The 14897-nt window shown below is 49.3% G+C and carries 14 protein-coding genes; 13 read left to right on the forward strand and 1 reads right to left on the reverse strand.

Features of this window, described 5'->3' with window-relative positions:
* The first annotated feature begins 402 nt into the window (after window positions 1-402).
* From ACFQ0C_RS33460 to ACFQ0C_RS33520, 13 genes are all read left to right on the forward strand, one after another.
* Window positions 403-2319, forward strand: coding sequence for a serine/threonine protein kinase (locus tag ACFQ0C_RS33460; RefSeq protein ID WP_379373455.1), 1917 nt, complete (start codon window positions 403-405; stop codon window positions 2317-2319).
* Between the two features lie 14 nt (window positions 2320-2333).
* On the forward strand, window positions 2334-3038 hold the full coding sequence (locus ACFQ0C_RS33465) for an SAF domain-containing protein (protein ID WP_379373457.1): 705 nt from the start codon (window positions 2334-2336) through the stop codon (window positions 3036-3038).
* A gap of 27 nt (window positions 3039-3065) precedes the next feature.
* A complete protein-coding gene (locus ACFQ0C_RS33470; RefSeq protein WP_379373459.1) occupies window positions 3066-4409 on the forward strand; it encodes a P-loop NTPase family protein in 1344 nt (447 codons plus the stop codon).
* A 4-nt stretch (window positions 4410-4413) separates the two neighbouring features.
* Window positions 4414-6075: an ATPase, T2SS/T4P/T4SS family gene (locus ACFQ0C_RS33475; RefSeq protein WP_379373461.1), complete on the forward strand. Its 1662-nt coding sequence runs from the start codon at window positions 4414-4416 to the stop codon at window positions 6073-6075.
* 109 nt (window positions 6076-6184) lie between these two features.
* Complete coding sequence (locus ACFQ0C_RS33480) at window positions 6185-7177, forward strand: hypothetical protein (protein ID WP_379373463.1); 993 nt, start codon at window positions 6185-6187, stop codon at window positions 7175-7177.
* 29 nt (window positions 7178-7206) lie between these two features.
* The gene (locus ACFQ0C_RS33485; RefSeq protein WP_379373465.1) at window positions 7207-8100 is read left to right on the forward strand and encodes a hypothetical protein; all 894 of its coding nucleotides are present in this window, start codon (window positions 7207-7209) and stop codon (window positions 8098-8100) included.
* Between the two features lie 23 nt (window positions 8101-8123).
* Window positions 8124-8393, forward strand: coding sequence for a hypothetical protein (locus ACFQ0C_RS33490; protein ID WP_379373467.1), 270 nt, complete (start codon window positions 8124-8126; stop codon window positions 8391-8393).
* A complete protein-coding gene (locus tag ACFQ0C_RS33495; protein WP_379373469.1) occupies window positions 8390-8788 on the forward strand; it encodes a hypothetical protein in 399 nt (132 codons plus the stop codon). The genes ACFQ0C_RS33490 and ACFQ0C_RS33495 overlap by 4 nt, the downstream gene beginning before the upstream one ends.
* Window positions 8789-8795: 7 nt before the next feature.
* A complete protein-coding gene (locus tag ACFQ0C_RS33500) occupies window positions 8796-9290 on the forward strand; it encodes a hypothetical protein (protein WP_379373471.1) in 495 nt (164 codons plus the stop codon).
* Window positions 9291-9319: 29 nt separating this feature from the next.
* Window positions 9320-11161 (forward strand): hypothetical protein, encoded by a 1842-nt coding sequence (locus ACFQ0C_RS33505; protein ID WP_379373473.1) that lies wholly within the window; start codon window positions 9320-9322, stop codon window positions 11159-11161.
* 91 nt (window positions 11162-11252) lie between these two features.
* Window positions 11253-11915, forward strand: coding sequence for an S-layer homology domain-containing protein (locus ACFQ0C_RS33510; protein ID WP_379373475.1), 663 nt, complete (start codon window positions 11253-11255; stop codon window positions 11913-11915).
* A gap of 143 nt (window positions 11916-12058) precedes the next feature.
* A complete protein-coding gene (locus ACFQ0C_RS33515; RefSeq protein WP_379373477.1) occupies window positions 12059-12829 on the forward strand; it encodes an alpha/beta hydrolase in 771 nt (256 codons plus the stop codon).
* A gap of 25 nt (window positions 12830-12854) precedes the next feature.
* Window positions 12855-14054 (forward strand): M24 family metallopeptidase, encoded by a 1200-nt coding sequence (locus ACFQ0C_RS33520; RefSeq protein ID WP_379373479.1) that lies wholly within the window; start codon window positions 12855-12857, stop codon window positions 14052-14054.
* Between the two features lie 159 nt (window positions 14055-14213).
* Here the strand turns inward: ACFQ0C_RS33520 and ACFQ0C_RS33525 are convergent, their stop codons facing one another.
* Window positions 14214-14849 carry a DUF2306 domain-containing protein gene (locus tag ACFQ0C_RS33525; protein WP_379373481.1) on the reverse strand — a complete coding sequence of 212 codons (636 nt, stop codon included), beginning with the start codon at window positions 14847-14849 and terminating at the stop codon, window positions 14214-14216.
* Window positions 14850-14897: the final 48 nt, after the last annotated feature.

The raw sequence follows: 14897 nt of genomic DNA on the forward strand, positions 1-14897 counted from the left end.
TAAGCTGCTTTCATAACAATAATTATACATGATTATTAGGGTGTAAATCTAATTTTTATGTTTATTTTCATATAACATCCAAGTCATTCATATAGCATCCCATATTTAACTTACTGTATGTATTTTACATAAAATGACTGATGAGAATTAAGTGCATACATTTTATTTAGAGTTTGACCGGCTGTCATACTGTGCTGAAACGCATGTCACGGGTTTGGGAGCTTTAAGAAAAAGAAAAAAAATACTCGAATCGTGTTGCAATAACATGAAATATGTGGTAATTTATAGTCAATATTGGTAAATAGAGCGGAAGAACCGTCTCTCCCATGTTAACGCATGGTGGGGGGCGGTTTTTTTTGTGTCTATACAAAAGGTTCAAATGATGGGATTGGAGGGATGTGTATGCTTAATCAGCAGTCAGGCAAACATGCCGGAGATGTACTGGGGGACCGGTACAAGATTGTTACTGTACTTGGAAGCGGGGGGATGAGTACTGTTTATTTGGCAGAAGATTTACGGCTCGCTGGCAAGCGCTGGGCAGTGAAGGAAACAAGGACGACTGAGAAGGAGGCTTTAGCTTGTGTGGCTGAGGCGGATATGCTGATTCGATTGAACCACCCGAATTTGCCGAAAATTGTAGATTTTTATCCGGCAGGCAATGAGGGCTTCAGTTATCTGGTGATGGATTACATCGAAGGGGAGACATTGCTTCAACGCTTTGAGAGACAGGCCAAGAGGATGCCGGAAGGTCAAGTTATAGGTTATGCATTGCAGCTTTGCGATTTGTTTCAGTATCTGCATACCCGGAGACCAGAACCGATCATTTACCGCGACTTGAAGCCGACTAACTTAATGATCGATGTAGAGGAGCGGGTGCGCCTCATTGACTTCGGCATTGCCCGCAGCTTCAAATCAGGGCAGATAGCCGATACAGTAAGCATCGGGACCATAGGTTTTGCCGCCCCTGAGCAGTTCGAAGGGAGACAGACGGATTCGCGCACCGATCTGTATGGGCTTGGCGCGTTAATGTACTTTTTGTTGAGCGGCGGTCAATATTATTGTGCCGCTTATAAGCGCCTTCGTGAGCACGACGCGGGGCTCTCGGCGAGCCTCACAGCGCTCGTGGAAAAGCTGCTGCGCACTGAGCCCGACGAGCGCTGCCAGACAGCCGCGGAAGTGCGCAGCGAGCTGCAGCAGGTGCTGGCAGCGCAGCGTGCGCACGACGGCGCAGCCGCAGGCGCGGAGCGCCAGGTGCCGGGCAGCAACGCAGTAGCCCGTGGGCACGCGCGGGCCGAAGCAGCCGAGGCTGGAGGCGCTGCGGGCATGGCGCAGCCGCCGCGCATAATCGCGGTAGGCGCGCTGTACGCCGGCGCCGGCGCGACGTTCGCGGCGCTGGCGATAGCCCGTGCGCTGCACGGGATTGGCGTGCCGCACGCGGTGCTCGAGCCGCCGGGGCGGCAGCCGGAGCTGTACGCGCTGCTGTACGGCGAGAGGCACGCGCCCGCAGGCTACCGCTGCTACAACGAAGCGGGCGGCGGCGAGCCGCAGTGGGCGGACGGCTGCACGCTTTGGCTGCCAGCCAAAGCGCTTCCGTACGCGCAGCCCGCCGCCTCAGCAGCGCAGTCCGGCAGCGGACGAAGCGCCGACGGCACACCGCTTCCCTACGGTGCCGGGAGGGTAGCTGACGCCTCGGCTTCGTCAGCTTATTACCTCCAGACCTACGGGGGTCCGATCATGGGTGACGGTCTCTATGCGCCTAGCATAGGCCCTGGCTCAGGCACATATCGCCATGAGAATAACGGCTCAGGAAGCGGTCTTCGCGGAGCGCAGGAATACTGGCTGGAGCTATTTGAGGGCTTGGCACGACCCGTCATTCTTATTGATATCGGCTCCGACTGGCAGGGCCCTGCTGCCAGAGAGCTGCTAGGGATAGCTACCGAGTTGGTTTATGTAGCCGATCCTCTGCTGCACAAGCTGGAGCTGTCATCGGCAAGGCGCAACCTCCGGCTCCTGAGTGAGCTTCGACAAGCGGGCAAGGCTGTTTACGGCATTGCTAACAAAGCCGTTGCATCAAGCCATACCGCTCACTGGCTGCGCGTTCTACCGGAGCAGCCGGTGTGCCTGCTGCCAGCCATTCATCAGGCTAAGCTTGCCGAGGCAAGCTGGCTGGGCGTTTTGGCGCAGGAACGGCCTGGCGTCAAACAGCCGTTGAACAGGGCGCTGCACTCGTGGCTGCTCAGTTTGCTGCCGCAGACCCGGGGGCAGGCAAAACCGGACGGAACAAAACGGATGCTCAATAAATTTCTGAAAAATGGATAGAGCGGGAGGAGGGCATGATGAGCATTGGTTATAGATTCCTTTATTACATTTTAGTTATTGGGTTGTGCTTATCCGGTCCCGCTTTATTAATTGGCTGGAAATGGATGATTGAGCCGAATTGGGGGACGGTTGAGGTCATACAGGCCGCACGTTCGATAGACCGTGGGGTCCGGTTGACGGAAGCTGATTTGAAGATGGTGAAAATAAAAAAAGATCAGCTGGTCGACGGTGCGGTGGTCAGAATACCTTCCGCACTTAAACAAGAGACCGCTCGTGCGATTCGGCCCAATGAACAAATAACGGATGCGATGCTCAATACGAGTCATCTGCTTCCTGCGCCGAACGAGTGGAATATGCCGCTTCCTGCGGAATGGGTGTTTGGCAAGCCTCCCGGAAGTCTGCTGCGAGGTGATCGAATTTCTCTTTTGCCGGTGCTGAAGGAGGACATTAAACGAGCGGGTGAGCAAACGGCAGAGCAGACATTGTCCAAAGAGAAGCTTATACAGTTGGAAGTGCCTTTCGAGGAGGAGAAGAAGCTGCAGGAAATCGTGGTGAGCTTTGCCAAAGGTACGAATAATCAGGAAATTGCTGCTTCCGATGACCGAAAGAAACCAACTGGCGCTGTAAGTACTATAGAGCTGATAGTGAATGACGAGCAGAAGGAGCTGATTCGTAAATACGGTACCAAGGGATATCGGTTTCTGGTTGTCTATCGATAATACTACAGTGAGGGAGGCGAATGATATTTGAAAATGTATGCTGTGTCAGCAGACCGGAGGCTCCTTGAAGCACTGCGATTGTCCAGGCACTATGATTCGGTGACATCTGTTACTAAAGAAATGGTGACCGTATTGCTGATGGACGAGAGTGAGCAAGTTTGGGATCCAGAAGAGAAAAGCTCCTCTTTCCTTCAGGAGGGTAACCAAGGTGGAGCTAAAGGTTTAGAGCTGACTTCCAACAGGCACGGTTCGGGAAAAGAACGTACGGGAACTGCTATCGTTCATGGAGATGTATGGCTAGTGAGCGATACTCTGTTGGATATTCACGAGGCAGTCGCTCTGCGCAGACGGTACCCGGCCAATAGGCTCATCTATATGCTGAGCAACCACGCAGATACACTTGCGCTTAAAGCAGTACAAACCCTTTGTGCTGCACATGGCATGCATTATGTGCTTCCGTATCGGACACCTGAGCAGGTGGCGGAGGAAACGGCAGGAATATGCTTGGCTAGAGAAAAAACGGTCAGCAAGGTGATAACTGTAATCGGGGCGCTCCCGCAGACGGGGTTAACCTCAAGCTTGATCGGCTTGGGGGTTATGCTGTCGCGCTTGAGTGGAGTCCGTATCGGCATATTGGGGATGAATGGCTGGAATCCTGGAGATAGCGGCTTGCGCTACAATGCCAAATATTTGGACGAGCTGTGGGGCAGCTTGCAGGGGAAGCAGCTTCAAGCTGCCGAGCTTCGCAGTAAGATGCAGCAGCTCGCTCCAAGAGTTCATTATATGGCAGGTAATCGGGATTTAAAGAAGCTTTACTATTACCAGACAGACGGGGTTTCCTGGCTTATTGAGAAAGCCCGGGAATGCTTCGATATTGTCCTGATAGACGCAGGCAGCTATGTGGATCATGCTTTGGCTGCACAGAGCATTCATGTTTCCGATCTGCTGTTGGTCCAGATGCACCAAGGCCAGCAGGCGAGGACACAGTGGCGCCGAATGCATGAGCATATTTTGCAGCCTGTGTTCCGATGGAATGAAAGACAGACGATGCTGCTTTTTAACAAAATGCACCGCTCCCCTAATTTCGAGAATGAAAAGCAGCTGTCACGTCAGATGGATATGTCCTACATAGGCAGTCTTCCTTATGTAACATCGTTTCATCGAAGCGAGACGGAGAGCAACCTGCTAAACCTGCATTGGCCAGAGTATGATAAGGAGCTGCAAAAGGTAAGTCAGGCGATCATGCATTATTACTCTCTGCCATCAGTGGCGGTTGAAAAGGAAGTGAACCGCGGCCATTCGCAAATACTGCAGGGCAGGGAACGAAAAGTGTCCTGGTTTGGCTGGATGAAGTCGGCAAGGGAGGCTTGAGTTGATGGGCGACGAGCCTTTACCTTTACCTCTAACTTTGCCTTTAACAAGATTTCAGATTGGTCAGTATCGCCCGGACAAGGCAAGCGATCCTGCTGCTGAAATTGTAACTGCGGCATCTGTTGTCCAGCAATCGCAGGAAGCTGTGGCCGCTTCCAGAAAAGCTGCATTTGAGCAGGCTTGTCTGGCATTTAAAGAAATGTCCGGAGCCCGCTTTAGCCATGCTGTACATCGTGGCGATGCGGCTAGACAGCAATCAGGCCGTACATCCGTTGATGAAGCGGAAGCCTTTGTTGAGCTGGAAAATAAAGCTATTATCGGTGTACCCGAAACGGTGACAACCATAATGGAACAGATTCAGTCTTATGTTGAACAGCATGGCTTGCATCAGATGGAGCTGCCTGACTATTATTGCGGTCTTAGAGCATTCGCACGCGCAGAACAGAAATGCTATTCCGAAATCACGCACGCAATGTTTCATGAGATTTATGGATTCAAAGCTCTGGCTTGCTGGCAAAAGTACCCGGATAGCTACGCGGCGCAAGTGATAGGGACTGCTATTTGGATTCATCATAATGGCCGGCATGAGCGGATGCCGTTTCAATTCGCTTCCACTCAGGAGGTGGACAAAATTATCCGGGCGCTGACACGGCAGAAGGAGGATGCCATCGTTAATTTGTACAATACGACTCTGGAGATCGATTTGTACACAGGTGAACGAGTTACGCTGACGGTCAAGCCTGATGTTCGGCATGATGTAATCACATTTCGCCGATTTCTGATCGGGCGTGTGACCGTGGATGATCTAGCGGATGAACGGCGCAGAACCATTCCCCCGGAAGCGGCTATGCTGCTGAAGGGAATTTCCAAGACGCATTGTAATTTCATTGTCGTCGGGCCGCCAGGCACTGGGAAGTCTACAACGTTGAAGGCGCTGCTTGCCGAAAGGGCCGATCATTACACGGGCGCAATCATCGAGAAGCATTATGAGCTGGCAGCAGGACGCGATTTTCCAGAAAAAAAGCTGATAGAACGCATAACACATGAAGGTACTTTTCATCATGCGATGGATCAAGTACTGCGCTTTGACGTCGATTATGCCATCATCGGGGAGGTTCGGCGTGTGGAGGCAGAGGGGGCGATGCTTGCTTGCGAAAGACTGCTCAAAGGCTTTGGCAGCACTTATCATACCTGGAAGCCGGAGACATTGCCCTCTCAGTTTGCAAGGCTGCTATGCAGCTTAAATCCTGGTGTACGATTTGAAGAGGAGGAAAAGCGGGTCGCTGAAAATATTGACCTGTTAATTGTTCAAACTCAGGATTCAAGCCGTACCCGCAAAAGAATCAAGAGTATTATGGAGCTTCGATACGATCGCTACAACGGCGAGATCAGTACGCATGAATGGATGCGATGGGATGAAACGAACGACACATGGAGCTACTGTGATGATATTAGTGAGCGGCTGATTAGGGAAATGCGTGAGGTTCATCCTGAGTGGGCCGAGCTCACGTTAGCGCTGCTTCAACGATTGTCCGAAGCTTCACCGATCCCGGCGGCGAAGGGAATCATTGTTTATAACCCAGCTGCTGCGAATCCACTGTCCCGAATAGACAGTTCCTTGCAACGGATGGTTGCATCCTCCTTCACGGGCAAAAGGGATTGTTGATGGTGGAAGAGGCATTGCTCATGCCAGGTTTCAGAACCCTCTATTGATTAGCTGTTGCTGTCAGTCATTACTTTATTGCTATGAACACAAAGTAAGGGAGGCAGGCTTAGTGCCGGCAGCGTATACCGTTATCAATATCGCCTTACTTGGGGCGGCAGCTCTTCTATTTACATGGGGGATGTATCTGCTGCTGCATCCATTGCTGGATTACATGAGCGCGCTGCTTCGTACCGAACGCAGGCATCGTTCAGGAATGAAGCTGCTGCAGGATCAGCGTCGTCGTCAAGTGAAGCTTGCTGGGCTTATCGTGGTTTACCGAAGGCTTATGCGTGAGCTGGAGCTGCTATTGAAAGCAACGCAAAAAGAAGGCGTTAACGTTTCTGTTCAAAGGTTCGTATTGCTTACCATTTCCTGTGGTTTATCTGCCGGGCTCATCAGCTATTTCTCAACTTATGATAGTAGATTTAGCCTGTTTATAATGGGGCTCACGAGTATCCTGCCGATCATGTACTATCGCTTAAAGCTTCGCAGCCTGCAGATTCAAAGCGGTTATGATCTAGCTGAGGTTGTCGGTATTTTAACAAGCAAATATAAGGTGACACGCGGTAATATGCGCATAGCTCTGCAGCAATCATGTCTTGAAATCGAGTCGGGACCTATCCGACGTCACTTTATGAATTTACTTAGAGAGGAGTTAAATTATGTGGAATCGAGCGAAATGGAGAAAGCGGTTGAAGAATTTATTTACAGCATTCAGACATCCTTTGCCAAACAACTGGGCTTAACGATACTGAAGGGGCTGCTACGCAACGAGAATGTTGAAAGCACTCTGATGGCGATTGATAAAAACATTCACAAGCAAATCGATATGCTGAGAGATGAAGGCGATTCAAGCTCTGAAGTCATACAGCTAAGCTGGCTTCATGTAATTTTATTTCCTTTGCTTTTGCTTATGATGGTTGTGTTTATGGGTTATAACAGCACGGTGTATTACCAGTTGGGAACGGAGCAGGGGCGGTTTTGGTTGACAGTGACGGTTTGTTTTATAGTGGGGTCTCTAATGCTTGCCGTGTGGTTTCGTCGGCCGCCTAATGATTATTAAATCAACTGTCAGGAGGTCTAACAACGCTAATGGAATTGCGACAGCACCTGTACATACTCTCTGGCGTGGGACTAAGTATATTTATTTGCTTGCTTTATGTGTGGGCCGCTTATTTGGTGCACCGCAGGCTTCGAACACCCATTTCGATCAAGTATATGTCACGTCTTCAGTATATGCGTCTTAAAAGCTGGCTGAATCACCCCGAGCTGGAGCGCCGCTTGGAGCATACAGGCTACCCGCTGAAGCTGAATGCATTGAAAATCCAGTCGCTTCGCTATGGTTTAGCTTCGCTGTGGCTGCTGAACAGTTTGTATGATATGACAGTTCGCTGGGAGACGTTATCAGTACCAACCCTTCTAATGTATGTCTGGGGGCCGGTCGTATTGCTTTTGCTGACCAATACGAAAGCTTCCTTGCTAACTTATTTTTTAAGTAAATGGAAGGAAGTCGATGACGGCGAAAAAAACCGTGAGCTGTTCATGATCTACAGTATGATAGCCGATGAGCTCAAAGGGGTTGGACGGCGCAGGCTTAACCTGCATACTTTGCTGACCAAGCTGCGTGATTATACGGTACGAATCAAACCGTCGCTGAACAAAGGACTACGTTTGTTTGATGAGGGAGCGCAGGCTGCTCTGCATGTGATAGCAGAGGATATTGGCACGCGGGAAGCGAGGGAGCTGTGCAAGCTGCTGGCTGATTTGGAGCTTACTCCTCCCGAGGAGATATCCGCATTGGTAGCTGCGAGGGAGGAGAGCTATACCCAAATGCTAAGGGAGAATCGCCGCCGCAGGCGCAAGTTTTTCGGGAACATTGCCTATGCGGTTGCCTTCAGCCCGCTGCTCATCTATTTGTGGAATGCACTTAATATTGCCCAGCAATATGTAATGGATTTGGCTAAAAGCACGAATCATTTTGGATGATAAACAGAAGGAGCGAATGAATCATGAAACCGGCATTGGAGAAATTTTTGTTAATTGCGGCAACCTTGGCTGCTATTGGGCTGTTTGTTTTTGTTGCGATGTGGAGCTCTATCAAGGAAAAAAAGACGCAAATGGATGATTTGTTCAATAACACGAATGTTCCAACCAGCTTTTATTATGAAAAAGAGATGATGGATTCTTTAATTGCACTTTCGTCATTTGCATCTGCATCCATCGATAGCCAATCAGAAATTAATTCATCTCCGTTGCTGCCACACAATTTGGCAGTATGAAAACCGCTTTGGTAGAGATGCTGACGGTATACATTTTGCTGCTGCTGCTCTTTCAGCCGGTTTTGCATGATATTTACTCGACAAGAGCGAATGCGGTAGAGATGGTGCTGGATAGCGCAATCCAGAAAGCGGCTAACGCTGATAATGGCCATTTTACACCAGAAATTATCGCTCAAATGCGCAATACGCTGGAGCATACTTTTTTACTGGATGGCAATGATATTCGCTTCACTGGTACGACGGAGCTGACGCCAAGAGGCGAATATATTGAAGGAACCTTGTCTGTCAAAAGTACCCCGAGATGGCTGCTGCGTACATTGTTCGGCAGTGTGGATCGGGAACCGCCCGAAATTGTCCGTTATGCCAAGCAAATGAGCGAGGCGATTGTGCGATGAATGAATTATGAATCGGGCATTGCTGTTGATGTTTGTTGTGCTTCTATTTTTGTATACGACAGGCTTTGAAGCCGACCGCTATATAACCGTTACTACTCACAACCGTCTCAAGTTTGCATTAAATCGCGGAGGGCATGACGCTTCGCTGCAAATCGATAAAGAACTGCTCGCGGAAGGAAAAATTGTCTTTACAAGACTTTCAGCGAGGCATGCTTTTGAGAAAGCATTGCAAAATAATTTGCAGCTTGGGCTGGATGGAGCTCCGTTAATGGGAAGCTTGCTGAGCGATCCCCCAATCATTGTGTTTGAGGATTACGTGGATGACCATACACCAGGCGCGGACTTTCCGTTTAATTATGTCAATGAGAGCGAGCACATCGTTAAAATGTTAAAAGGACCGGCTGTCATTTATAAGGTGAAAGTAAAGCTCCCGCGCCATCATACGCTTTCTTATGAAGGTGATGTATACAAGACAGTTATTTATGAATATCGATTTGATTAAATGTTTCCAGATCTAAAGGAGGTGCTAGGTTGAGATCAAGCTCATTTTCCAAGCGTTATAGCTATTATGGCTTGAGAGTTTTAAGTGTTGTTTGTCTCGTATGGTTAGCATTCCCTGACTTAGCGGCTATGGCTGCAGCTTCTGCCCCACCCTCCCCAGGAATGATTCGGGTAGAGAACCGATTGGCAGGGACACAGGATGTCGTCACCGTTACTGGCTTATCAGCTGGAGATATAGTTAAAGTATACGCCGATGCAGGAGCTTCTTCTCCACTAGGCAGTGCAACTGTCAGTAGTGGTTCAACAGGAGCAAGCGTGACTATAGGTCAGCTGGGAACGGCGGCGGGCCATGTGTACGTTACAGTGACGCAGCCTCCTTTTTCGGAAAGCAGGCGTACGATTAAGCTATATTCCGCCGAGCCGTTATCGGTTGCTCCCTCAGCAGCTTCGATCCGTGTAATCAATCATGCGAGCGGAACTTCGGATCAAGTTGTAGTGAGGGGACTGCATGCAGGCGATGTCGTTAAGGTTTATCGCGATGCACAGAAAAACCAGCTTCTCGGAAGTGCTGCTGCAGCAGTTGGAACTTCCGATGAAACAACGGTGTCTGTAGGGCAGCTTGGAGCAAACGAGGGGATTATTTATGTAACGGTTACGGTACCAGGCCAAGGAGAAAGCAGGGTTGTGGAGAAAGCACATCCGGCAGAACAGCAGACAGCTAAACCGGCTTTGGGAGATATCCGTATCATGAATGAATATGGTGGTACGGGAGATCGTGTTGAGGTCAATCGAATTAACGGTGGAGATGTGGTAAAAGTTTATGCCACTGAGCGGGCTGCGACCCCAATAGCTCAAGCAGCTGTGCCTTCAGGAACGGACAGAGTGAATGTTATATTACCGCAGCTGGGAACAGGCGAAGGTACCTTGTATATTTCTTTGACGCGCTCCCCCATGCTGGAAAGTGCACGTGTATCGAAAAAGTATCTTAATGAACCTGTTACACCTGCTCCTGCACCAGGGATGATAGTTGTTACTAATGAGAATGAGAATACAGATGACAGGGTGGAAGTATATGGCTTGTCACCTGGCGATAGGGTCAAGGTGTACCGGGATGCGACTACAGCTACTGTTCTGGGCACATCGGCACCTGTATCTAATTCTACGAGAGCAGCCGTAGCCATTCCTCAGCTAGGCAAGCAAGGAGGTAACGTTTATATTACAGTGACTTCTTCTTCCAGAGGTGAGAGCATACGTGTTGTCAAAACCTTTGCTGCAGAGAATGCCAGTAAAGCTCCGGAGAGAGCTGATATAAAAATTCAAAACGCTGTTGGTTCAGATGATGTAGTGACCATAAATGGACTTCAGTCAGGAGATAGGGTGAAGCTGTACTCAGAGGAGGCCTCATTGGTTCCTATAAGCAGTGCACTAGTAGCTGACGGCGCAACCTCAGTCACCATACGCACAACTTTACCCCTCACGGGGTATGGTGTCTTGTATGTCACTGTAACCCATTTAAACGATGAAGAAAGCGTTCGGGTATCCAAGATATACCCTGCTGAACCCGTCTCGCTTCCTGTCTCTCCCTACCAAATCCGGGTCATTAACAATATGTTGGGTTCTGGTGACGATGAAGTAAGTATCTTGGGACTTAGGGAGGGCGATAGAATACGCTTGTACTCTGATGCAGCAGCAACCATGCCAATTCAGACGGAAGAAGGGGGCAATGCTGAGGCTGCGGTTGGAAATGGTGAGTCGTCCGTAACGATTAACCGGTTAAAACTTGAGTCTAAGGGAGGTGTGATGTATGTCACGCTTACTTCCAACGAAAAACGCGAAAGCAGCCGAACAATGAAGGTATATGAAGCGGAGTAAGAAAGAAAAGATACTTTCGTTCTCGGTGCTCCAAGCTCCCAGAGTTACAATACTCAATAATAGATGACTTATAGGGAAAGGGCGATATAAGATGAGTAAATCCAAAATCCGTATGCAGAGAAATCGGCTAAAGCTGATGTTTGCTGCTTCTTCCATAGTTTTAATGCGTAGAATTGTTTTTTTAACAACTTTGCTTTCATTACCGGTTGTTTTGTTGTCCGCAGGAAGTCCATTATTGGCTGCGAGTAAGCACGATGAAATTCATTTTAGCGATGTTGAGGGGCACTGGGCTGAGACACCTATTATCGAAGCGGTAATTAGCGGTATTGCATCAGGGTACGAAGACGGAACCTTTAAACCGGATCGGGTAGTGAGCCGCAGGGAATTTACTGTTATGCTTGCGTCCACCTTGCAGATTCCACTTGTTATTGCATCTTCAAAAAACGATCAGGGGACGGATGACCCATACCTGCAATCGCTTCAGGATGCAGGCATATTGCATGAAGGCGATTTTCCTGTTGAAGAAATAGATAAGGGGCTGCAGCGTTCGGAAATGATGAAGCTTGTTGTAAACGCTTTGGAGCCGGAAGCGGCTTTCGGGCAGCCGGAAGAGATTAAGAAAAAAGCTCAAGCCGCCGGACTGCTTGAAGACGATCAGGTAGGGCAAGCTTCAAGCTCGCTTGAAGCGACAGCAACGAGGGCTGAAGCCATTATTATGCTTCAGAGATTGCAGAATTTGCTTGGACTCGGTTAACCGGATCATTTTTCGCCTTTTCTATATAACTTTAGCAATTGTTATCCCACCCTCAAATCACTTATTCGAGGTAGAGTAATGTTGAAAGGATGTAATAGATGAGTTACTCTTATTTTAAATATACGATAAGAGGAGGCTAGTACATGGCTTTTTTCGATTGCCACTTTTTCTCGGAGACGCTTGGTGTTTCAGCATCCATGCATGTGATTTTGCCGCAATCGACGACTCGGCAGATCGGCATGGAGGCTCAGGCTGTTAAGGAGAAGCACCCAACGCTATACTTGCTCCATGGACTATCAGACGACCATACAATTTGGATGCGTAGAACCTCCATTGAACGGTATGCTGCGGAATACGGATTGGCCGTGGTTATGCCTGCGGTAAATCGGAGCTTTTATACCGACATGGCTCATGGATATAAATACTGGACTTTTATAAGCGAAGAGCTGCCCGCTTTGGCCAGATCCTTCTTTCCATTATCGGAAAAGAGGGAGGACACGTTCGCAGCAGGGCTATCGATGGGAGGATACGGTGCTATTAAGCTTGCTTTATCTTGCCCGGATCAGTTTGCCGCAGGTGCAAGTCTGTCAGGCGCAGTCGATGTGGTAAGCTTGGCTTACGAGAGGGACCCGGTTGAGTTTGGCAATATGTTTGGCGATCTCGACCAAATCCAAGGCAGTCGGAATGATTTATTCCATTTAGCCGAAGAACTGGTACATCTCGAAGGATCTCGCCCTAAGCTTTACCAATGCTGCGGTACAGAGGATTTTCTGTATGAGGGCAATGTGCGTTTTCGCGAGCATTGCCGCAGCTTGAACTTGGAATTGACCTATGAAGAGGAGCCTGGCACTCATGAATGGGGTTATTGGGACCGGAAAATCCAATCCGTACTAAAGTGGCTGCCGATTCGTTAATAGACAGGCATCAGGAGGGACTTGCATGATCAGCGAATTTATTATGCGTATACAACGGCTTCAGGCTCGGCTGCAGGAGAAGCGGATCGACGGCTGCATGATTACACAAAACGTCGATATTTATTATTTTACAGGCTCCATGCAATCAGGCTATTTATTTGTCCCTTCTGCAGGGGAAGCTTTATTTTTTGTGCGTCGCAGTGTAATAAGAGCACAAGGCGAAGCAGCGGTGCAGGTAGAGCCGTTAGGCTCCTTCCGAAGCTTTGGCGATCGGCTGGCGGACACTTACCGCGCCATATTCGATGATACCGCCTCATCATCGCGCAAGCTTCGGCTGGCCGCCGAATTTGACGTGCTGCCGGTGCAGCAGCTTCAGCGGCTGGAAGCGGTACTGCCTGGAGCCGAATGGGTGGATGGCTCCATGCTTATACGCGAGCTGCGAATGATTAAATCCGCAGCAGAGCTTGCGTGCATCCGAGAAGCTGCGCGCGTGATCGATCTGGCCTTCAACGACGCTGTGCAGACTCTTCGGTCTGGTACTACAGAGCTTGAACTGATGAGCCGCATCGAGCTGTTCATCAGGCGGCAAGGGCATCTCGGGATTATGCGCATGCGCGGATATAATCAGGAGGTTATCACCGGCATGGTGGGTGCCGGCGAAGCCGCCGCGATGCCGACCTATTTTGACGGTCCGGCTGGTGGCCAAGGGCTTAGCGCTGCAAGCCCGCAAAGCGCCGGCCGCAGGCCCATCCAACCCAATGAGCCGATTCTAATCGATATCGGCTGCTGTATAGAAGGCTACGTCATCGATCAGACGAGAACGGCTGTCATCGGCACTTTGCAAGATGAGCTTGTCTTCGCATACGATACTTCCGAGCAGATCATCCGCAGCGTAGAAGAGCGTCTGAAGCCAGGCGCTATCTGCGAGCAGTTGTACATGCATTCGCTCCAAATGGCTCATGAAGCAGGACTAAGCGATCATTTCATGGGATACGGCGATGATCAAGTGAAATTTCTTGGTCACGGCATTGGTCTGGAAATTGATGAGCTGCCAGTGCTTGCCAAAGGCTTCAGCTATCCGCTTCAGCCGGGAATGGTCATCGCTATTGAACCTAAGTTTACGTTCCCTGGTCGCGGTGTTGTAGGAATTGAAAACAGCTACGTGATAACTGAGAATGGTTATGAAAAGCTAACTGTCACACAGGAAGGTCTAATTCTATTGTAAATAATCGTTCCAAATGAGGCTGCTTCCAGAGCCATTTTTGGAAATTACTGCCTCACTTAGGTCGTAATCATGCGGTTGCAAAAGAACCTTTAATTCCACTTTTACAGTGGAGTTGAAGGTTCTTTCTCTTTTGCACATTTTATGGTATTGCTTGCCTCGTCAGAAAAGCTGCTTTTTCATCATGCACCACTCAACGATAACAATATTCACAACCAAGCCAATCCAAATATTGACCTCCAAAATATTCGCTATCATGGACTCGCGCCCGCCAGGTATAGTGAATCCATGCAGCGCGGCATAGAGAAGGATACACAACGGGACGATCAGGCGTGCTGTTACCGCGACCAGAGTAATTGCATAGCTTCGCACCATCCATAGCCTATGTGCATCGAATTGTTTGCTGCGGGCTGTTCGGTACCCTTTCCAGGCTGTAAACAGCCACAAAATACATAAGGTAAGAAAAGCGAGCGCTTTGATGAAACTTGCGATATACAGCGTAATAACAAGCCCCAGTATCCCGCTTATACCTATGCATATTACGTATAAACGGCCCAATGCCCGGTGAAGCGCAGGTTGTCTGGCGCGTAAGCCCTTGCTGAATTGAAAGGGACCTGAGGCCAGCGCGATGAATGCAGTAATGATATGGGTTACCAACACCAAGTAATACCAAGAGAAGGCAGGATTGAGCGCGACTCGGCTGTTTTCCGGGTTCAAGGTCATGTAGGGGGCAGCTGCAGCAATTCCAACGGCAATGGAAATTCCAAACAGAAGGTACCAGCCTAATTTATACTTCATAAGTGCAGCAGCACTCCTTTCGATAGAAAGCTCCCTCCTCACTTTAGC

Source organism: Paenibacillus sp. GCM10027630, assembly GCF_042676305.1.
Classification (GTDB): domain Bacteria; phylum Bacillota; class Bacilli; order Paenibacillales; family NBRC-103111; genus Paenibacillus_S.

What these genes read in the sequence shown, in the direction of transcription:
- ACFQ0C_RS33490 (WP_379373467.1), top strand. Translation starts at nt 8,124, where the DNA reads ATGAAACCGGCATTGGAGAAATTTTTGTTAATTGCGGCAACCTTGGCT.
- ACFQ0C_RS33525 (WP_379373481.1), bottom strand. Translation starts at nt 14,849, where the DNA reads ATGAAGTATAAATTAGGCTGGTACCTTCTGTTTGGAATTTCCATTGCC.
- ACFQ0C_RS33495 (WP_379373469.1), top strand. Translation starts at nt 8,390, where the DNA reads ATGAAAACCGCTTTGGTAGAGATGCTGACGGTATACATTTTGCTGCTG.
- ACFQ0C_RS33520 (WP_379373479.1), top strand. Translation starts at nt 12,855, where the DNA reads ATGATCAGCGAATTTATTATGCGTATACAACGGCTTCAGGCTCGGCTG.
- ACFQ0C_RS33465 (WP_379373457.1), top strand. Translation starts at nt 2,334, where the DNA reads ATGATGAGCATTGGTTATAGATTCCTTTATTACATTTTAGTTATTGGG.
- ACFQ0C_RS33475 (WP_379373461.1), top strand. Translation starts at nt 4,414, where the DNA reads ATGGGCGACGAGCCTTTACCTTTACCTCTAACTTTGCCTTTAACAAGA.
- ACFQ0C_RS33485 (WP_379373465.1), top strand. Translation starts at nt 7,207, where the DNA reads ATGGAATTGCGACAGCACCTGTACATACTCTCTGGCGTGGGACTAAGT.
- ACFQ0C_RS33515 (WP_379373477.1), top strand. Translation starts at nt 12,059, where the DNA reads ATGGCTTTTTTCGATTGCCACTTTTTCTCGGAGACGCTTGGTGTTTCA.
- ACFQ0C_RS33460 (WP_379373455.1), top strand. Translation starts at nt 403, where the DNA reads ATGCTTAATCAGCAGTCAGGCAAACATGCCGGAGATGTACTGGGGGAC.
- ACFQ0C_RS33500 (WP_379373471.1), top strand. Translation starts at nt 8,796, where the DNA reads ATGAATCGGGCATTGCTGTTGATGTTTGTTGTGCTTCTATTTTTGTAT.
- ACFQ0C_RS33510 (WP_379373475.1), top strand. Translation starts at nt 11,253, where the DNA reads ATGAGTAAATCCAAAATCCGTATGCAGAGAAATCGGCTAAAGCTGATG.